Consider the following 17,684-nt stretch of genomic DNA (forward strand, 5'->3'; position numbering starts at 1 on the left):
TGTCGAGCTGATCAACCCGATCGCCATGGACAAGGGCCTGCGCTTCGCCATCCGCGAAGGCGGCCGCACCGTCGGCGCCGGCGTCGTGTCGGAAATCAAAAAATAAGCTGGAAACAGCTGAACCAAACAAAGGCCGCTTCCGAAAGGAGGCGGCCTTTTGCGTGGGGGCGTATGCAAAACTTGCCGCCCCGGCCGCCTATTCCATCCCCAGCCGCAACAAGCCTCTTAAAGATTATGCAGGGAAGCTTACGCCACACCGACCAAGCTTGAATCAGATAACAGGCGACCGGCCGGGCGCCTCCGCGTCCGGCCAAAGGTGCCGCGTCAAACTTCGCGCGCCCAGTCCCGAAGGTCGGCCACGAAAACATCGGGCACTTCCATCGCCGCGAAATGCCCGCCCTGTGAGAGCTCCGTCCAGCGTGTGATGTTGTAGGCCCGCTTCGCCCAGCTCTGCGGGGGCGCGAGGATGTATTCCTCGCCCGGATAGCTTGCAAACGCCGTCGGTGTTTCGCAGCGCTCGCCGTCGGGCAACGCATTGCCGCCCTCCTGGAACAGCGCGTTGTAGTACCAGACGCTTGTCGCGATCGCGTCATTGACGAGATAGATCATTACGTTCGTCAGGAGCTGGTCGCGCGTATAGACCTCCAGCAGGCTACGCGTCCTCAGGTCGCTCCAGCCGTTAAACTTTTCGAGAATCCACGCCGCCGTGCCCATCGGCGAGTCCATAAGCGCCATCGCCAGCGTCTGCGGCTTGGTCGCCTGTTGCATCAGGTAAGCGCCTTCCATCTGCATCATCATCTGCGAACGTTGCAGCCAAGCGGTTTCCTCCGGGCTCTGAGGAATGGCCGGCGTCGGCCGCATCGCCATCATGTTGAGGTGAATGCCCCGGCAGCCGCCCTTGCCGTCCACTGTGCCATGGTTTTTGCCGAGCCAGGATGTCACCATCGAGCCCCAGTCGCCGCCCTGCGCGAGATAGGCCGGATAACCGAGCACCTCCCGCATCAGCTTGTCCCATAGCTGCGCCGTCGCCCGCTGGCCCAGCGGCGAGACAGGCTTTCCGGAGAAGCCGTAGCCAGGCAGGGACGGTATCACGAGATCGAACGCATCCTCCGCTTTTCCTCCGTGCTCGGACGGAAAGGCGAGCGGCCCGATGGCCTGCCAGAATTCATACACGCTGCCCGGCCAGCCATGCGTGATCAGCAGCGGGCGCTTGCCCCTGGCTTCGCCAACAACGTGCACGAAATGGATCAGTTGATTGTCCACCTCCGCGGTGAACTGCGGCCAGCGGTTCAACTCCGCCTCGGCCTTGCGCCAGTCATAGCTGTCCAGCCAGTAGCGCTGAATGTCCTGCATCACCGGCGTCGACATGCCATAGGCAAAGCCCTGCTCGTTGGCCGGGGCGGGGAACCATCGGTACGCCTCCACCCGAGCACGGATGGCAGCGAGCTTTTCGTCGGGTATGTGAATTGTGAATGGTTTCGGCGCGGTCATGGCGGTTCCCTATTTTAAGGAACCCTACCTGACCCTGCGCGCCCGGGGGAGGTGGTGCCCTTGCGTCAGACCGAAAAACTGGTCCCGCAACCGCACCCCGAAGTCGCGTTCGGGTTCTTGATCTTGAAGGCCGCGCCGATCAGCTCGTTGGCGAAGTCGATTTCAGAGCCCTTCAGGAATTCGAGGCTCATCTCGTCAATCAGCACCCGCGCGCCGTCGCGCTCGACCACCAGGTCGTCTGCATTCGCCGACGGGGCGAAGTCGAACTTGTAGGAAAAGCCCGAACAGCCACCCCCTTCGACAGACACACGCAGGAAGGCCGCGCCGTCCTGTTTGGCGAGAATCGCATTAATCCGCTTCGCAGCCGAGGCTGTAAGGGTCACATCCGGTGTAGAAACGTCGGTCATGGGCAATAACATAAGGACGAAAACGGCCATGGAAAAGAGAGCCCCGTTCGCAACCCGCTTCGAGGAGACCCGCGGGCGCTTCGTCGAAGAGGCGCCTTCTGCGACCCGCACGCCGTTCCAGCGGGACCGGGACCGCATCATCCACGCCACTGCTTTTCGCCGCCTGAAGCAGAAAACCCAGGTTTTCGTGGCGCATGAGGGCGACCATTTCCGCACAAGGCTCACTCACTCACTGGAAGTCGCCCAGATTGCCCGCACGATTGCCCGCACGCTTGGCTTGGATGAAGACCTCGCTGAAACGCTCGCCCTCTGCCACGATCTTGGCCATCCCCCCTTCGGCCATGCCGGGGAGGACCAGCTGGATGCCTGCATGCAGCCGTATGACGGGTTTGACCACAACGCCCAGTCCCTGCGTATCGTTACGCGGCTGGAGCGGCGTTATCCGCAGTTCGACGGGCTGAACCTCAGCTGGGAAACGCTGGAAGGCCTCGTCAAGCACAACGGCCCGTTGCTAGGGCCCGATACGATGGTCAAGGACCTGCCAGCCGCCTTCCGGGACTATCCCCACCTCGAAGCCCTGGAGATCGACCAGTTCGCCGGGCCCGAGGCCCAGGTTGCCGCGCTGTCGGACGATATCGCCTACAACAATCACGACATCGACGACGGCATTGCCGCGGGCCTTTTCACGATCGAAGACCTGATGCAGCTGCCCGTGGTGGGTGACGTGTTCCGGGGCGTGAGGGTTGAATATCCTGCCATCGACGACCGGATGGTGACCTATGAGGCGGTCCGTCGCCTGATCGGCCTCTGGATCAACGATCTCGTCAACGAGACCCGCGCCCGGGTGAAACTGCACAGGCCGAAATCAGCGGCCGACGTCCGGGCAATGGACGGGCCGCTGATCGCCTTCTCCGAGGGGCTGGAGGCGCCCCAGCGGGCCCTGCGCACCTTCCTTTATGCGCGCATGTACAAGCATTACCGGGTCAACCGGATGCGCTCGAAGGCGAAGCGGGTGCTCGCTGACCTGTTCGATGTTTTCCTCGAGGAGCCCCAGACCCTGCCGCCGCCCTGGAACGGGGTGGCCCAGCCGGCGGAAAAGCCTCTGCGGGCCCGGATCGTCTGCGACTATATCGCCGGAATGACTGACACTTTTGCCCTCGAGGAACACCGCCGGCTGTTCGATTCCCGCACGCTCACTTGAGCCCCGGATCCCCGGTAAGGACGGGCAGAGGCGCCTGTCTTCAACGCTCGTTAAGGAAACGGGCCTACCTGTTAACTCCAAGAATCTGTTCAGGGAGCGAGCAATGGGCCGGAACAGCTCACAAGGGGAAGAATACGCCCCTTTTGACGATGATTATCGCGGCTTTGACGTGCGCGAGGAAGAAACCGCGCGCGGTCCGCTGATCCTTGCGCTCGCCATCGGCGTGCTGCTGATCTTCGGCGCGGTCGTCTGGAACACCTACCGGCAGGGTATCCGGCCTGAGGGCGAAGGCCTGCCCAGCGTTCTGGCCGAGGACGGGCCCATCAAGACGGCCCCCGCAGATGCGGGCGGCGCGACCGTCGCCAATACCGAAATCCGCTTCTTCGACGAGATGGACGCCTCCAGCCGCGACCAGACCACCGAGCTGCCGAAGCCCGTTATGGAGCTGGCCGGGGCAGGCGCCGTCAGCGACGGCGAGCCGACCAACCTGTTGCGCGGCCCGGTCGAGCCTGTGACCGAGCTTGACGGAACCATTGCGCCCCCGCCGCCGCCCTCGGGCGCGCCGCGCGAGGCAGCGCAGCCGACGGACACGGTTGCCGTCGCCGCTGAGCCCGTCGCCGTGCCGGAAGGCCCCCAGGGGCCGAAAGTGCGCTTCGCGTTCGCCAGTGGCGGCGAGTATCTGGTGCAGATTGCCGCGCTGCGCTCCGAGGAAGCTGCCGAGACCGCCTGGAAGCGGGTGACCGCTTCGGCGCCGGAACTTTACTACGGCGCCACGAAAATCATCCAGCGGGCCGACCTCGGCTCGGAGGGTGTATTTTACCGGTTGCGCGTCGGGGCCTTTGCCGACAGATCGGAGGCTTCGGCCTTCTGCGACGCGATCAAGGATGCCGGTGCCAACTGCATCGTGGTGAATGGATAGTGGTCAAAGCCTGCATTCTCAGCATATCCGGGCCGGAGCTGACTCCGGCTGAGGCGGCCCTTTTCCGGGCCGAAAATCCGTGGGGCGTGATCCTGATGGGTCGTTCCTGCGTGAGCCGGATGCAGGTGCGCAAGCTGGTGGCTGATATCTGGACCGCCACGGGCCGCGAGACGCTGATCTTCATCGATCAGGAAGGTGGCCGGGTTGCTCGTCTCAAGGCGCCGGAATGGCCTTTGTTCCCACGCGGGGCCGACTATGCGGCCATCTATGCCCGCGATCCCGAACTCGGCCGCGAGGCCACCTGGCTTGGCCACAGGCTGATCGCGGCTGAACTCGCGAGCCTCTCGATCCACGCCGATTGCGCGCCGGTTGTCGACCTGTCAGTTCCCGGCGCCCATGACATCATTGGAGACCGCGCCTTCGGCACCGATCCCGCCGCAATTGCAGACCTCGCCGCAGCCGCCCTGGCCGGCCTTGCTGCAGGCGGTGTGGCCGGCGTTATCAAACACATTCCCGGCCATGGCCGCGCCTTTGCCGACAGCCATTACGAACTGCCTCGAGTTACCGCTGGCAACAACGAACTCGCGAAGGACTTCGACGCCTTTACCCGCGTCGCGCATGCGCCGATGGCCATGACAGCGCACATTTCCTATGACGCCTACGATCCCGGCAGGGCGGCCACCGTCTCCCGCATCATGATTCAGGACGTCATCCGGGGCCGAATCGGGTTTGATGGCCTCCTGATGACGGATGATCTGGGCATGAAGGCCTTGGGGGGCACACTCACGCAGCGCGCCGATGCCTCGATCGCGGCCGGTTGCGACGTACTGCTGCATTGCTCGGGCTTCCTCAAAGACCCCGCCGAAATCCTCGCCGAGATGACCGAAGTGGCGCAGGCCGCGCCACACCTCGATGGCAAGGCTGAAGACCGCGCCGATGCTGCTGATGCGATCGCGCGCCGGTATGAACCGTTCGAGGCCGCGAAAGGCTGGCGCCGGTTTCACGAACTCTTCCCGCAAGCGGGGACGATGGCGTGAGCGGCGAGACGATCTCGATCGATGCCCTTTCGGCAGATGTCGCTGAAGCGGATGGCGTGAACCTCTTCTCGGTGGACGTGCCCGGCTATGAAGGCCCGCTCCACCTTTTGCTCGAACTCGCTCGCCGCCAAAAGGTGAACCTCTTACAGATTTCCATGTTGCAGCTCGCCGAGCAGTACATGGGCTTTATCGAGGATGCGCGCGCCAAGCGGATTGATCTGGCGGCGGACTATCTGCTGATGGCCTCATGGCTCGCCTTCATGAAGTCGCGCCTGCTGCTGCCGAAACCCGAAGCGTTGAACGAGGATGAGCCGAGCGGCGAGGAAATGGCCGCGCGGCTTGCCTTTCGCCTGAAGCGCCTCGACGCAATGCGTGCAGCAGTGCGCGAACTGGAAGCCGGGCCAGTGCTGAACAACGTCGTGTTCCTGCGCGGCGCGCCGGTGCAGCCGAAGGTCGTCAAGCTCACCGAGTATACCGCCACACTGTATGATCTCACCTCCGCCTTCGGTTTCATCCGTGATCGGAAGGAAAAGGAACGCCCGCACCGTATCGAGAAGCAGCCCGTCATGGCGCTGGAACAGGCGCGCCACACGTTGCGCGGTCTGCGCAAGCAGCTCGAGAATTGGTCAAGCCTCGACGATATCCGCACAGCTCTGTGCGAAAATACGCCAGAACTGCCGGGGCGCTCCGTTACGGCGAGCGTCTTCTCCGCCGCCCTTGAACTGACCCGCGATGGCGAGGTCGACATGCGCCAGGATGCGCACTTCGCCCCCATCTATCTTCGCAACGCGGTGCCCGCCGGGGAGGCCGCCGATGCAACCGTCTGAGATAGTGAAGATGACCCATGACATGGCCGATGAGCGGCGCACTGCAATGAGCCAGCTTTCGGACGCGCAGGCCCGTGCCGAGGCCGACCTGCTGGGCGGGCGCGATGCGCAGCTGGCCGAAGGCGTGCGCCGGGCGGAAGCCGTTCTGTTTGCCGCCGGCGAACCTCTGTCTGCGGAGCAGATCGCCGAAATACTGCCGCACGGCATCGAGGCGGGCGAAGTTTTGATGGCGCTGCGCGCGGTCTATTCCAAGCGCGGCGTGAACCTCGTGGAAGTTGCCGGAAAGTGGCGGTTCCAGACGGCGCAAGACCTGTCCTACCTCTTCGTCGAAGAGCGCCAGGTACAGAAGAAGCTTGGCCAGGCTGCGTTGGAGACGATGGCGATTATCGCCTATGGCCAGCCGGTGACGCGCGCGGAAATCGAAGCCGTGCGCGGCGTAGCGGTGGCAAAGTCGGTGATCGATACGCTGCTGGAAACCGGCTGGGTGCGCGTGCGCGGGCGCCGCAAGACGCCCGGCCTCCCGATTACCTATGGCACCACCGACAAGTTCCTCGAGCATTTCGGTATCGAAAGCCTCGACACGCTGCCCGGCAAGGCGGACCTTGAAGCCGAGGGGCTGCTGACGGACGTGATCCCGTCCGGCTTCCAGATGCCGGATGAAGAGGCGCTGTCAGAAGAAGACATGCTGATCGGCGACCTCGGCAATATCGAGGATGTCGAAGCTTTCGTCACCGACTTCATGGGAGATGAGGCTGTTGCTCCGCCGTCGGAGGAAGCCGCCGCCCCGGTGGCCGAAGCCACAGATTCGCAAGACAACGAAGCCGGGTCGGAGGGCGGCCTCAGCGTTTTCGCCTATACCCGCGCGCCCAGGCCGGAAGAAGACCCCGAAGCTTTCGACCGGGAAGCTATCCAGGCCGCTGTGCGCAAACTGCGCGGCGAGACGCGCATGCCGCAGCAGCCAATGCATACCTGGCGGGAAGACGAGTAGTCATCAGTTTGGAGTCTGGTGCGCATGACTTTTGACGCCCGCGGCCATCGAGAGTGATGCTGCGGCGGTGCAAGATCAAAGTCCAGGCGGTACGAACCTGAACCGCCGCGGCATGTCATAATCAGCGTACAGCTCATCTTCCCGTGTGCCGCCGCCGATATTGTGGATGTACATCGCGCGGCCGGTGAAGGCGTCATGGCCGGAGAAGATGGCGATATGGGGCAGGCGGCCGCCGAGTCGCATCGTGACGAGATCGCCGGGTTGCCAGTCGTCGCGCTCGCCGGGGGCGTCGCGTTCTAGGTTCTGGCGCTGGAAGAAGCGCTCAAGGTTGGGCACGCGGCGATGGTCGATGTTGCGGTCGGCGCGCGTCAGACCCCAGGTTTTCGGATAGCTTGCGAAGGAGGCGTTCATGTCGTCGTGGACGAGCACCTGAAGGTCGACATCGAACGCGTCGCGGTAGGCGCGGATCACGACGTCCGTACACACACCGGTTTCGCGCGGCACGTCGCCGCCCGGATAGGTCAGCGTCACATAGGCGGGATCGTAGCCGGTGGTGACGCCGATCTGCTTGCGGGCGGCCCGTACCAGTTTCTTCGTCCAGGTATTCTCCGCTTCGACCAGCGGCAGGGGCGGCAGCAGCGGCAGCCCGAGGGCGGAGATGAAGAACGACCGGCGTGTCCACATGGAGCGATAGAAGCGCGCCCTTGCGGCAGGATTTTGTCCGAAATCAGAAACCCCTGAACTCGGCGATTTCGTCGACCGGCGCGCGCTCCGCATAAAGGTTGTTCGCCTTGTCGGACTTGTCCGGCTTGCCGACGGCGAGGCCGCACCAGATCATTTCCGTCGGGCCAAGACCGAAATGGACCTTTAGCGTCGGACGCAGGATGCCCCAGCATTCCTGCATGCAGGTGCCCCAACCGCGCTCCTCGGCGAGCAGGGCGAGGGTCTGCAGGTACATGCCGGTGTGGCCCCACTGGCCATAGCCCATACGCTCATCGATGACGATGAACACGGCAAGCGGCGCGCCGAAGAAGCGGAAATTGTTGGCGAACCAGCGCATCCGGCCAGCGCGGTCTTCACGCGGGATTTCGAGTGCCTCATACAGCATCTCGCCGACGCGGCGGCGGCGGGCTTCATGGGGTTCCCAAAGGTCTTTCGGGTAGATCGGCCGGTCGGTCGGCTCGCCGGCCGGGTTGGTGGCCAGCTTCGCCTGTGCAATTTCGATGACCTTGTCCTTCTCGGCGCCGGTGACAACGATCACGCGCCAGGGCTGGGTGTTGCCACCGGAGGGGGCGCGCTGGGCGGCGGTCAGCCAGTCCCGGACCTCGCTGAGCGGCAGCGGATCGGGCAGGAAGCCCCGTGTGGAAATGCGCTGCGCAACGGCCTTGGATACGTCCATGAAAAAACCTCCCGACATCTCTGCCGGGAGGTTTAAGCCGGGAGGAAGGCTGTAACCAGTCCTTACTTCGGGTGAAGCACGACCGGCATCCAAGTGTAGCCGCGCACGAACGCGCCGGACGTGAAAGAGGGTTCGGCCAGCACTTCAATGTGCTCGTAGCGGGCCATCAGCTCTTCCCAGAGGATCTTCAGCTGCAGTTCGGCCAGGCGGTTGCCGACGCAGCGGTGGATGCCGAAACCGAAGGAGAGGTGCTGGCGGGCATTCTTGCGGTCGATGATATAGTCTTCCGGCTTGTCCCAGAAGGTCGTGTCGCGGTTGCCCGAGACGTACCACATGGCGACCTGCTCGCCTTTTTTGATCGTCTTGCCACGGATCGTCACGTCTTCCAGCGCGGTGCGGCGCATGAAGGAGAGCGGCGTCTGCCAGCGGATCGTTTCCGAAACCATATTGGGGATAAGTTCCGGATCGGCCTTCAGCTTCTTGTACTCTTCCGGGTATTTGTTCAGCGCGTAGACCGAGGCGGTCATCGTGTTGCGGCTGGTGTCATTGCCGCCGACGATCAGCAGGATCACGTTGCCGAGCAGTTCCATCGGCGTCATGTTTTTCGTCTTGTCGCCATGCGCGAGCAGGCTGATCAGGTCACCGGTTTCCGGCGCCGCGCCGCGTTCCTGGAAAAAGCCCATGAACGTGGTCAGGCACTGCATCATTTCCTGCTTCCACTGGACTTCACCGCCCGGGCAGATGTCAGGATTGTGCATGTTGGTGGCGATGTCCGACCAGCGGGTCAGCTCGCGGCGGCGTTCCTGAGGATAGCCGAACAGGGTAGCCAGCATCATGCCAGTGAGTTCGATAGAGACGCGGTCAACCCAGTCAAACGGCTCGCCGACTGGCAGGCCGTCGAGCACAGCCTGTGTGCGCGAGCGGATCAGCGGCTCGTATTCCTTCAGCATGTTCGGCGCGACGGCCGGCTGAACGGTCTTGCGCTGCTCGGAGTGACGCGGCTCGTCCATGGCGATGAACATCGGCATCTCGAAATCTTCCAGCGGCGGCCCGAGAGTGATGCCGCCATGCTCCCAGCTGGACGAGAAGCGCTTATGGTCCGTATCGACGGCCATGATGTCTTCGTAAAGGGTGACCGACCAGTAGGGTCCGACGAAGCTGTCCGGCGTGTAGTGGACCGGGTCTTCCTTGCGCAGGCGCTCGAGGCGGTCCCAGAACTTGCCCTGGCGCCACATTTCGGGGTCAACGACGTCGAGTGTCTCCAGCGGCAACTCGGAGGCGGGTCTCACCTCGCCGAAGGTCGGTGTATAGCCCGGGTGCATCGGTTCGCGAGGGGTGACTTTCGGCCGCTCGAGCGCGGGGTGATTCTCGAAGGAGAAGGTGTCGGCTGCCATGAAAGATCCTCCGGACTTTGGCCCGTCTGCGCGGGCAATTGAACGTTCGGGATATTATTTAGCACAGACGGATTCAGAAATCCATGACGCATGCGTCATTTTTGTGTGAACCAACGCATCAAGCCGGCAGGCGCTCGGATCGGGCGGCAATGAGGGCGCTGCGAAGGGCCTTGGCGAAGCTCTGGCGCTCCTCGACGGTGAGGAAGCGGCCGATCACCCAGGCGGTGCGGCCATGCTCGATTCGCAGCCAGCTGGCGGCGGTGGCGGGTTCGTCCAACTCGATGCGCGCGAAGGCGGTCGGCACCTCGGCCAGCTTCTGCCGGCCCTTGGCGTCGGTATGCTGCATCCGTATGTGCCGCGCGGTTACGGTAATCTGTGTCTCCTCCCGAAGTTTCCTGAAGGAAAGGCGGAAGGCGAGCCAGATGGCCAGCATGTCTAGCCCGAAGAAACCGAGGATCGGGGCCGCGCCCATCGACCAGAACATGAGGCCGGTCAGGAAGAAGACGACCGCCACGATAGCCATCCCAATGGCGAAGCCGCGCTCGCTGAGGGAGCGGTTGGGGGTCAGGCGGGCGTCGAGGTAGACGGTTTCGGCCGGCTCGGTCATGGCCTTCGAACTAGCATGCCCTTGCGCCGGAAAAAGGGCGCTCTATGCCTCACGGGATGGTCAAAGCAGCGCACCCGAAATCGAAATTCACCCGGGCGAAGGCGGGCGAGCTGTTCGCGGCGCTCGCCGCCGACCGGCCGGACCCGCGCACGGAGCTGGACTTCGTCAACCCCTTCACGCTGGTCGTCGCGGTCGCCCTCTCGGCGCAGGCGACTGACGTAGGGGTGAACAAGGCGACGAAGAAGCTGTTCGCGGTGGCCGACACGCCGGAGAAGATGCTGGCTTTAGGCGAGGAGGGCGTCGCCTCCTACATCAAGACGATCGGCCTCTGGCGCAACAAGGCGAAGAACGTCATCGCCCTCAGCCGCAAGATCCTCGAGGAATTCGGCGGCGAGGTGCCCCGCACGCGCGACGAGCTGACGACCCTGCCGGGTGTCGGTCGCAAGACGGCGAACGTGGTGATGAACGAGGCCTTCGGCGAGCCGACGATCGCCGTCGACACGCACATCTTCCGCGTCTCCAACCGGACCGGCATCGCGCCGGGAAAAACGCCGGATCATGTCGAGGCGGGGCTGGAACGGATCACGCCGCTGGAGTTCAAGAAAGGCGCACACCACTGGCTGATCCTGCACGGGCGCTATGTGTGCAAGGCACGCACGCCGGAATGCTGGCAGTGCGCCATCAGCCATCTGTGTGCGTACAAGCCGAAGACACCGGATCCGGCGACGGTTGGGAAGTTGGGGCCGAGGCGCGGCTCTAAACGCTGAGCCTTCTGGCGACACCCGCCGCCATCCGTTCACCCAGTTCCGGGCCTTCGATCGGATAGAGATAGGGCTCGATCACTTCAAGTTCCATCAGGAGCAGGCTACCGTCCGGGCCGCGGAGCATGTCGACCCGGCCGTAGAGCGGGGCTTCGTCCAGTGTGCCAATGATGGCGCGGGCGGCAGCGAGATCGTCCTTGGACGGCGTGATCTTCTCTTCGCGTCCGCCATAGGTGGACTGGATGCGATAGTCCCCTGGCTGGGCGCGCTTGACGAGGGCATGGCAGAACTCGCCGTCAATGAAGATGAAGGAGAGTTCCCCTTCGTCCTGGATCATCTTCAGGAAGGGCTGTGCCATCATCGGGTGGCGCATCTCCGGCACCGGCTCGCCGCGCTTCAGGCGGTGCTGGTCCTTGGCGCCGGCGCCAACCTGGCGCTTGAAGACGAGATCGTCCGCGCCGAGCGTGTCGAAGGCGGCCTTGGCGGTGGCTTCATCGGCGACGTCCAGCCACAGCGTCGGGATCAGCCTCGCACCCTTGGTTTCCAGTTCGCGCAGGTAGGTCTTTCGGGCGTTCCAGCGGACCAGGTCTGAACCGTTGAAGAGGCGCGTCTGGCCCTCGATCCGCTCCAGCGCGGCGAGGAACTCGTCCAGGCGGTCCCAGTAGTCCCATGTCGTGCCGATGATGACGGCGGCATAGCCGGCCCAGTCAGTCTTCGCATCGTCCCAGGCGACATCCACGACCCGGAAGCCGCGGGCCTCGAAGGGGCCGCTCAGGGCGTCCATCATGAAGTCGTGCTCGAAGGCATCCGTTCGGCGGATTGGCGAACCCGGCAGGGTCACGCGGCTGGCAAGATAGGCGATTTTCTTCATGGCGGGGGCTGTAATGAGGTCCGGGCCTTGTGTCCACGCCCCCCGTCTGGCAAGGCGCGATCCAGCAGCAGCGAGCAGGGATCAGGGCAGCATGAGCGGCGCGAAATACGATGTTGTGGGCCTCGGCAACGCGATTGTCGACGTGCTGGCGCCCTGCGATGACGCGTTTCTTGCCCGCCACGGGATCGCCAAGGATGCAATGAACCTGATTGAGGAGCCGCGCGCAAAGGAGCTCACGCGCCTCGCCCTGAACCCGGTGATCACCTCCGGCGGATCGGGCGCCAACACGATTGCGGGCCTTGCAAGCTTTGGCGCCTCGGCCGGATATATCGGTAAGATCGCGGACGATGAACTCGGCCACCAGTTCATGCGCGAAATGATGGCGACCGGCGTGCCTTTCCATACGCGCCCGCTGGCCGAAGGTCCGGCGACCGCGCGCTCAATCATTTTCGTCACGGATGACGGCCACCGCAGCATGAATACCTTCCTCGGCGCCTCGGTGCTGTTTTCACGCGACGACGTGGACGCCGAAATGGTCCGTGCCGGGAGCATCCTCTATCTGGAGGGCTACCTGTTCGACAAGGATGAGGCCAAGGCCGCGTTTGTGCATGCTGCCGAGATCGCCAAGGCGGCCGGCCGCAAGGTGGCCGTGACGATGTCCGACAGTTTCTGTGTGGACCGCCACCGGGCGAGTTTCCGCCAGCTGGTTCGCGGTTTTGCCGACATCGTTTTCGCCAACGAAGCGGAGCTGCTCTCGCTCTACGAGACGAGCGATTTCGATGCGGCCCTGAAGGCGCTGCAGGCAGACTGCGCCGTGGCGGCGGTGACGCGTAGCGCGAAGGGGTCGGTTGTCGTAGGAGACGGCGCCCCGATTGCGGTGGCGGCGGAGCCTGTAGCGCGCGTGATCGACACGACGGGTGCGGGCGACCAGTATGCGGCAGGCTTCCTCTACGGCGTCGCGCGCGGTTTGCCGCTCGTCACCTGCGCGAAGCTTGGCCACATCGCGGCGGCCGAAGTGATCGCGCATTATGGTCCCCGCCCGGAGCAATCCTACAAGGCGCTGGCAGAGAAGGCCGGCATTTTCGCTTAGGCGAGCGCCCGCTCCACATAGTCCAGACGGTCGTGCCCGAAGAAGAGGTCGCCGTCGACAAAGAAACTGGGCGCGCCGAAGATGCCGCGCTCGACCGCCTCGTCCGTGTTTGCCTTCAGTTTTTCCTTGTTGGCCGGGTCGCTCGCCATTGCGGCGATCTTTGCCGTGTCGAAGCCGTGCTTCTCGCAGAGCTTCGCGAGGTGCGCGGGATCGCCGAGATTCAGCGGTTCCGGCACGCTCCAGCTTTCGTTGAAACAGGCCTTGGCGAAGCGGCGCATCTCCGCGGTGTCGGCAAAGCCCATGGTGGCCCGCAGGGCGGCCAGCGTGTTCACCGGGAAGGCGGGGTTCATGTAAAAGGGGATGCCGACATGCTCGGCGCAGCGCTGGATGTCACGCGCCATGTATCGGCCCTTGGCGGGCACGGTGCCGGGCGGCTTGTTGCCCGTGGCCTGCATCACGCCGCCGAGGAACATCGGCCGCCAGCGCGCTTCGGCGCCAGTGCGCTTCTCGATAGCCTCGACCAGAGGCACGGCTAACGGCGCCGTTGCACTGGTATAATCGAAGAAGAATTCGAACGTCTTTGGCATGCCGGCCTCCCATAAAGTTTTGTTTTGGAACTTATTACAAACTGCGCTAGAACTGTCACTCATGAAATGGTCCGAACTTTCCGATAACTGGTGCCCGGTCGCGCGAACGCTGTCTGTCGTCGGCGACCGCTGGACGCTGCTGATCCTGCGCGACTGCTATCTCGGCAAATCGAAGTTTGAGGAATTTGCCGAATCGAGCGGCATGACGCGGCATATCCTGGCCGAGCGGCTGAAACGGCTGGTTGAGGAGGGGGTGCTGGAGCGGCGCCTCTATTCGGCAGCGCCCAAGCGCTATGACTATGTGCTGACCGAGAAGGGCGAGGAGCTGCGTCCGGCCCTCAGGATCATGAAGGACTGGGGCAAGAAGCACATGCCGGTGCGGCGGGAAGCGAAAGCTTAGCGGCAAAGACTACGCGTCCGGCGCTTAAACCCAGCATCATCTGGACAGACATCGAAATCCGGCGCTCAATGCCTGGAGATCGGGAGGAGCGCTGCGCGATGAATATGTCAGACTTTTCGAATTTCGATGGCCTCGGTCTTTCGGAGCTCGTGCGCACCCGCCAGGTCACACCCCTTGAACTTCTCGACGCCGCGATTGCGCGGATCGAACGCCACAACCCGTCGCTGAACGCCGTCGTACATACGGCTTTCGACGAAGCGCGCGAGACGGCGAAAGCCCCGCTCGCGCAAGGGCCCTTCACGGGTGTGCCTTTCCTGATCAAGGATCTCGGCCAGCGCGTCAAAGGCTGGCCGCGCACTTCGGCGAGTTTCTATGCCGAAGTCGCCGCCGATGCACAGGACAGTGAACTGGTGCGCCGATACCGCGCCGCCGGGCTTGTTCTCGCCGGAAAGACCAATACGCCGGAGTTCGGAATTCCGGGCGTCACCCAGTCTGCCCGCCTTGGTGCCTGCCGCAACCCTTGGAACCCGGAGCATGTCTCGGGCGGCTCGTCCGGCGGCGCCGCTGCGGCGGTCGCCTCGGGAATGGTGCCGATTGCGCATGCCAGTGACGGGCTTGGTTCGATCCGTATCCCGGCGGCCTGCTGCGGACTCGTCGGTATGAAGCCAACGCGCGACCGCAATCCGAATGGCGGCGAGGATACCGACCGCGCCATTGGCCTGTCGGTTGATCACGTCGTCTCGCGAACGGTCCGGGACAGCGCCGCCATGCTGGATGCCACGGGCTATCCCGAGCCCGCCAGTCCCTATGCCTATCCGTACAAGGAGCGTCCCTATCTGGAAGAGGTGAGCCGTTCACCCGGCAAGCTGAAGATTTTCTGGTCCGGTGCGACCCCGAGCGGGCGTCCGGTCGATCCGGAAGTCCAGTCCGCACTCGAACGCACCGCGGCCTTGCTCGCCCAGCTTGGCCACGACGTGCGCGAGCAGGCGATCGCGCTTGACTGGCGCCAGTTCTACCGGGCCCAGGCCATCGTTTCCGGTTCGAATTTCGCCGCCACCATGGCCCGCCTGGTCCAGGCGATTGGCCGCGAGCCCGCCGGCGATATCGGCCCGCTCGCCCGGCGCGGTTATGACCGGGGCCGCGAGATCACGGGTCAGCAGGCCATGTGGGCCTGGCAGCAGCTGCGCGTCATGAGCCGGCAAGTGATGGCTACATTTGAAGATTGCGACGTTCACCTCACGCCGGTCCTCGGTACGGCTGTCCCGCGGGTCGACTGGCTTGATCCGCTCGCCCTCGAGATCAAGGAATATGACAAGCGCTCCGCAAAGACGTATCCGTTCACGCCGCCTTACAACATCACCGGCCAGCCATCGCTTTCCCTGCCGCTCTGGCAGACGTCGGATGGCCTCCCGCTCGCCATGATGTTCTCCGGCCGGTATGGTGATGAAGCGACGCTCTACCGCCTCGCCGGACAGCTCGAGAAAGAATGTCCGTGGAAGGGCAGACAACCGGTTGTTTGGAATTGAGGGCTGCAGCGTCGCTGGAGCGGCATGATGCGACGTTGCCTCGCCGCGCGGCTGAAGTGGCTGGTGGATAAATGGGTGCTGCAGCGGCGCCTCTGTTCGGCCGCGCCGAAGCGCTATGCGTTGTGCTGACCGAGAAGCGCGAGGCGAAGGCCTGAGGGCGCCGCTGCGATTGAATTTCCGGAAGAAATACTTTCGCCGACCCGGTGACAGCGGCGCGACGGGCGTGATAGCGCGGCGGTCATCCGGCGCCGCTGAAAAGGATTCCCGCCCCATGAAAACACCTCTCCTTCCCCTCGTTCTGGCTGCAGCCCTGACAGCGTGCGGGCCTGCCGCCGAGGCGCCGGCGCCTGCCGCCCCGGCCGAAGTTGCCGAAGAAGCGCCTGTGGTGGAGCCCGAAGCGGCCGGTACGGCGGGCGAACTGGACGTGATGTTCGAGCTTGGCTTCACCGAGTATGCGAGCATGCGGCTTGCCGAGCTGGGCGAGACGGTCACCGTTTCAGGCATGTATTACGGCGAGCCTGTGCCGGAGGTTGAGGCGGCGATGACTGAAGCCGACGGTCCGGTCTACGTGGTCGGCACCTTTGAGACGACGGTGAACCCCGTGAACCAGACCGTCACGGTCTCCGGCGCGGGCATCGACAGCGCAAAGCTCACCAACCTCGTTGCGGGTCCGAAACTCAACGTCAACATCTTCACCGCGCGCACCAAGCATCCGGACAACCTGATCACCTGTACGCTGGTCGACGAGGACGTGGCCGAGCTGCGCGCCAAGCCGCCGGCGTCGCTGTGCGAGATGCTCGACGCTAACTGAACATCCCGCACATCCCTGCCAGCGCGGGGATGAGTGGTGTACGGATGATCACAGAATGAACTTCGACAGGTCGGCATTGCCCGCGAGCGTGCCGACTTTTTCGTCGACATAGGCGGCGGTGATCGTGAACGTCTCGCCGGCCTTTTCCGGGGCGTCGAAACTGATCTCGTCGAGCAGGCGTTCGAGCACGGTCTGAAGGCGGCGGGCGCCGATGTTTTCGACAGATTTGTTGACCGCTTCGGCCAGGTCGGCGAGGCGGTCGATGGCGGCGTCCTCGAACACGAGCTTCACCTTTTCGGCGGCCATCAAGGCTTCGTACTGGCGGATGAGGCTTGCCTCGGGTTCGACCATGATGCGGCGCAGATCGTCGCGTGTCAGTGGATCGAGTTCCACACGGATCGGCAGGCGGCCTTGGAGTTCGGGCAGGAGGTCCGAGGGCTTCGAGACGTGGAAGGCGCCGGAAGCGATGAATAGGATGTGGTCGGTCTTTATGGCGCCGCGCTTGGTGGAGACGGTTGTGCCTTCGATCAGCGGGAGGAGGTCTCGCTGCACGCCTTCGCGGCTGACATCGGCGCCGCCGCGATCCTTGCGGGCGGCGATCTTGTCGATCTCGTCGAGAAAGACGATGCCGTCTTCTTCAACAGCCATCACGGCTTCGCGTACGACCTGTTCCTCGTCAACCAGCTTGTCGGCTTCTTCGGCCAATAGCGGCTTGTAGGCGTCCTTTACGGTCGTCCGTACACGCTTGGTCCGGTTGCCCATCGCCTTTCCGAGCATTTCGGAGAGGTTGATCATGCTCATCGAGCCTTGTTGGCCGGGAATGTCCAGCATCTGCATCGGGTTGTTCCCGGTGTCGGCAAAGTCGAGATCGACTTCCTTGTCGTCCAGCATGCCGGCGCGCAGCTTGGTGCGGAAAACGTCGCGGGTGGAGCGCTGGGCTTCCGCGCCGACGAGGGCGTCGAGCAGGCGCTCCTCGGCCTTGTCCTTGGCGGCCTGGGCGACACCGGCGCGTTTCTGCTCGCGCACCATGCTGATTGCGGCTTCAACGAGGTCGCGGACGATCTGCTCGACATCACGGCCGACATAGCCGACCTCGGTGAATTTCGTCGCTTCGATTTTCAGGAAGGGCGCGTTCGCGAGCCGTGCGAGGCGGCGGGATATTTCGGTCTTGCCGACGCCCGTCGGCCCGATCATCAGGATATTCTTCGGCGTGATCTCGCCGCGCAGGTTTTCCGGCGCCTGCTTGCGGCGCCAGCGGTTGCGCAGGGCGATGGCGACAGCGCGCTTGGCGGCGTTCTGGCCAATGATGTGGCGGTCAAGCTCGGCAACAATTTCGCGGGGCGTCAACTGGGTCATGCGGCAGGTCTC

Annotated in this window: 19 protein-coding genes and 1 pseudogene; 11 read left to right on the top strand and 9 right to left on the bottom strand. The window is 63.9% G+C overall.

Annotated elements, in window-relative coordinates:
- Positions 1–106, top strand: a pseudogene (locus Q0C17_RS15955) (elongation factor Tu); the annotation flags it as partial.
- Between the two features lie 218 nt (positions 107–324).
- Here the strand turns inward: Q0C17_RS15955 and Q0C17_RS15960 are convergent.
- Together Q0C17_RS15960 and erpA are read right to left on the bottom strand one after the other, a co-directional pair.
- Complete coding sequence (locus Q0C17_RS15960) at positions 325–1,491, bottom strand: epoxide hydrolase family protein (protein WP_291208399.1); 1,167 nt, start codon at positions 1,489–1,491, stop codon at positions 325–327.
- 65 nt (positions 1,492–1,556) lie between these two features.
- Entirely contained in the window at positions 1,557–1,898 is a 342-nt protein-coding gene (gene erpA, locus Q0C17_RS15965; RefSeq protein WP_291208402.1) for an iron-sulfur cluster insertion protein ErpA, read from the bottom strand.
- A gap of 28 nt (positions 1,899–1,926) precedes the next feature.
- Between erpA and Q0C17_RS15970 the strand changes: the two genes are divergently transcribed.
- From Q0C17_RS15970 to scpB, 5 genes are all read left to right on the top strand, one after another.
- Entirely contained in the window at positions 1,927–3,099 is a 1,173-nt protein-coding gene (locus Q0C17_RS15970) for a deoxyguanosinetriphosphate triphosphohydrolase (RefSeq protein WP_291208404.1), read from the top strand.
- 103 nt (positions 3,100–3,202) lie between these two features.
- Positions 3,203–4,018, top strand: a complete 816-nt coding sequence (locus tag Q0C17_RS15975; protein WP_291208406.1) for an SPOR domain-containing protein — start codon at positions 3,203–3,205, stop codon at positions 4,016–4,018.
- Positions 4,018–5,055: a beta-N-acetylhexosaminidase gene (gene nagZ / locus Q0C17_RS15980; RefSeq protein WP_291208408.1), complete on the top strand. Its 1,038-nt coding sequence runs from the start codon at positions 4,018–4,020 to the stop codon at positions 5,053–5,055. The genes Q0C17_RS15975 and nagZ overlap by 1 nt, the downstream gene beginning before the upstream one ends.
- A complete protein-coding gene (locus Q0C17_RS15985) occupies positions 5,052–5,882 on the top strand; it encodes a ScpA family protein (protein ID WP_291208410.1) in 831 nt (276 codons plus the stop codon). The genes nagZ and Q0C17_RS15985 overlap by 4 nt, the downstream gene beginning before the upstream one ends.
- 10 nt (positions 5,883–5,892) lie before the next feature.
- Positions 5,893–6,870 carry an SMC-Scp complex subunit ScpB gene (gene scpB, locus Q0C17_RS15990; RefSeq protein ID WP_291208412.1) on the top strand — a complete coding sequence of 326 codons (978 nt, stop codon included), beginning with the start codon at positions 5,893–5,895 and terminating at the stop codon, positions 6,868–6,870.
- A 75-nt stretch (positions 6,871–6,945) separates the two neighbouring features.
- On the opposite strand, the gene Q0C17_RS15995 is transcribed toward scpB, so the two are convergent.
- The 4 genes from Q0C17_RS15995 to Q0C17_RS16010 all read right to left on the bottom strand — a co-directional run bounded on the left by Q0C17_RS15995 (position 6,946) and on the right by Q0C17_RS16010 (position 10,270).
- Positions 6,946–7,554, bottom strand: a complete 609-nt coding sequence (locus Q0C17_RS15995) for a DUF1287 domain-containing protein (protein ID WP_291208415.1) — start codon at positions 7,552–7,554, stop codon at positions 6,946–6,948.
- Between the two features lie 43 nt (positions 7,555–7,597).
- Positions 7,598–8,269 (bottom strand): nitroreductase, encoded by a 672-nt coding sequence (locus tag Q0C17_RS16000; protein WP_291208418.1) that lies wholly within the window; start codon positions 8,267–8,269, stop codon positions 7,598–7,600.
- Between the two features lie 62 nt (positions 8,270–8,331).
- Positions 8,332–9,663 (bottom strand): cytochrome P450, encoded by a 1,332-nt coding sequence (locus Q0C17_RS16005; protein WP_291208421.1) that lies wholly within the window; start codon positions 9,661–9,663, stop codon positions 8,332–8,334.
- 118 nt (positions 9,664–9,781) lie between these two features.
- The gene (locus Q0C17_RS16010; RefSeq protein WP_291208424.1) at positions 9,782–10,270 is read right to left on the bottom strand and encodes a DUF2244 domain-containing protein; all 489 of its coding nucleotides are present in this window, start codon (positions 10,268–10,270) and stop codon (positions 9,782–9,784) included.
- 56 nt (positions 10,271–10,326) lie between these two features.
- On the opposite strand from Q0C17_RS16010, the gene nth reads away from it, so the two are divergent.
- A complete protein-coding gene (gene nth, locus Q0C17_RS16015) occupies positions 10,327–11,037 on the top strand; it encodes an endonuclease III (RefSeq protein WP_366914852.1) in 711 nt (236 codons plus the stop codon).
- Here nth and Q0C17_RS16020 read toward each other — a convergent pair.
- The gene (locus Q0C17_RS16020) at positions 11,027–11,902 is read right to left on the bottom strand and encodes a hypothetical protein (protein ID WP_291208429.1); all 876 of its coding nucleotides are present in this window, start codon (positions 11,900–11,902) and stop codon (positions 11,027–11,029) included. The two genes, nth and Q0C17_RS16020, sit on opposite strands and share 11 nt — an antisense overlap.
- Before the next feature lie 91 nt (positions 11,903–11,993).
- Between Q0C17_RS16020 and Q0C17_RS16025 the strand changes: the two genes are divergently transcribed.
- Positions 11,994–12,992, top strand: coding sequence for an adenosine kinase (locus tag Q0C17_RS16025; RefSeq protein ID WP_291208432.1), 999 nt, complete (start codon positions 11,994–11,996; stop codon positions 12,990–12,992).
- Here Q0C17_RS16025 and Q0C17_RS16030 read toward each other — a convergent pair.
- A complete protein-coding gene (locus Q0C17_RS16030; RefSeq protein ID WP_291208435.1) occupies positions 12,989–13,579 on the bottom strand; it encodes a 2-hydroxychromene-2-carboxylate isomerase in 591 nt (196 codons plus the stop codon). The genes Q0C17_RS16025 and Q0C17_RS16030 overlap by 4 nt on opposite strands.
- Positions 13,580–13,640: 61 nt before the next feature.
- Here Q0C17_RS16030 and Q0C17_RS16035 point away from each other — a divergent pair, with 61 nt between their 5' ends.
- From Q0C17_RS16035 to Q0C17_RS16045, 3 genes are all read left to right on the top strand, one after another.
- Positions 13,641–13,979: a helix-turn-helix domain-containing protein gene (locus tag Q0C17_RS16035; protein ID WP_291208438.1), complete on the top strand. Its 339-nt coding sequence runs from the start codon at positions 13,641–13,643 to the stop codon at positions 13,977–13,979.
- A gap of 98 nt (positions 13,980–14,077) precedes the next feature.
- Entirely contained in the window at positions 14,078–15,505 is a 1,428-nt protein-coding gene (locus tag Q0C17_RS16040) for an amidase family protein (RefSeq protein WP_291208441.1), read from the top strand.
- A 271-nt stretch (positions 15,506–15,776) separates the two neighbouring features.
- Complete coding sequence (locus tag Q0C17_RS16045) at positions 15,777–16,316, top strand: hypothetical protein (protein ID WP_291208444.1); 540 nt, start codon at positions 15,777–15,779, stop codon at positions 16,314–16,316.
- A 48-nt stretch (positions 16,317–16,364) separates the two neighbouring features.
- Here Q0C17_RS16045 and hslU read toward each other — a convergent pair whose 3' ends face one another.
- Entirely contained in the window at positions 16,365–17,672 is a 1,308-nt protein-coding gene (gene hslU / locus Q0C17_RS16050; RefSeq protein ID WP_291208447.1) for an ATP-dependent protease ATPase subunit HslU, read from the bottom strand.
- Positions 17,673–17,684 lie beyond the last annotated feature (12 nt).

Origin of the sequence: Hyphomonas sp. (genome assembly GCF_022844445.1) — a bacterium.
Classification (GTDB): Bacteria; Pseudomonadota; Alphaproteobacteria; order Caulobacterales; family Hyphomonadaceae; genus Hyphomonas.

What these genes read in the sequence shown, in the direction of transcription:
- Q0C17_RS15960 (WP_291208399.1), bottom strand. Translation starts at nt 1,491, where the DNA reads ATGACCGCGCCGAAACCATTCACAATTCACATACCCGACGAAAAGCTC.
- erpA (WP_291208402.1), bottom strand. Translation starts at nt 1,898, where the DNA reads ATGACCGACGTTTCTACACCGGATGTGACCCTTACAGCCTCGGCTGCG.
- Q0C17_RS15970 (WP_291208404.1), top strand. Translation starts at nt 1,927, where the DNA reads ATGGAAAAGAGAGCCCCGTTCGCAACCCGCTTCGAGGAGACCCGCGGG.
- Q0C17_RS15975 (WP_291208406.1), top strand. Translation starts at nt 3,203, where the DNA reads ATGGGCCGGAACAGCTCACAAGGGGAAGAATACGCCCCTTTTGACGAT.
- scpB (WP_291208412.1), top strand. Translation starts at nt 5,893, where the DNA reads ATGACCCATGACATGGCCGATGAGCGGCGCACTGCAATGAGCCAGCTT.
- Q0C17_RS15995 (WP_291208415.1), bottom strand. Translation starts at nt 7,554, where the DNA reads ATGTGGACACGCCGGTCGTTCTTCATCTCCGCCCTCGGGCTGCCGCTG.
- Q0C17_RS16000 (WP_291208418.1), bottom strand. Translation starts at nt 8,269, where the DNA reads ATGGACGTATCCAAGGCCGTTGCGCAGCGCATTTCCACACGGGGCTTC.
- Q0C17_RS16005 (WP_291208421.1), bottom strand. Translation starts at nt 9,663, where the DNA reads ATGGCAGCCGACACCTTCTCCTTCGAGAATCACCCCGCGCTCGAGCGG.
- Q0C17_RS16010 (WP_291208424.1), bottom strand. Translation starts at nt 10,270, where the DNA reads ATGACCGAGCCGGCCGAAACCGTCTACCTCGACGCCCGCCTGACCCCC.
- nth (WP_366914852.1), top strand. Translation starts at nt 10,327, where the DNA reads ATGGTCAAAGCAGCGCACCCGAAATCGAAATTCACCCGGGCGAAGGCG.
- Q0C17_RS16020 (WP_291208429.1), bottom strand. Translation starts at nt 11,902, where the DNA reads ATGAAGAAAATCGCCTATCTTGCCAGCCGCGTGACCCTGCCGGGTTCG.
- Q0C17_RS16025 (WP_291208432.1), top strand. Translation starts at nt 11,994, where the DNA reads ATGAGCGGCGCGAAATACGATGTTGTGGGCCTCGGCAACGCGATTGTC.
- Q0C17_RS16030 (WP_291208435.1), bottom strand. Translation starts at nt 13,579, where the DNA reads ATGCCAAAGACGTTCGAATTCTTCTTCGATTATACCAGTGCAACGGCG.
- Q0C17_RS16035 (WP_291208438.1), top strand. Translation starts at nt 13,641, where the DNA reads ATGAAATGGTCCGAACTTTCCGATAACTGGTGCCCGGTCGCGCGAACG.
- Q0C17_RS16040 (WP_291208441.1), top strand. Translation starts at nt 14,078, where the DNA reads ATGAATATGTCAGACTTTTCGAATTTCGATGGCCTCGGTCTTTCGGAG.
- Q0C17_RS16045 (WP_291208444.1), top strand. Translation starts at nt 15,777, where the DNA reads ATGAAAACACCTCTCCTTCCCCTCGTTCTGGCTGCAGCCCTGACAGCG.
- hslU (WP_291208447.1), bottom strand. Translation starts at nt 17,672, where the DNA reads ATGACCCAGTTGACGCCCCGCGAAATTGTTGCCGAGCTTGACCGCCAC.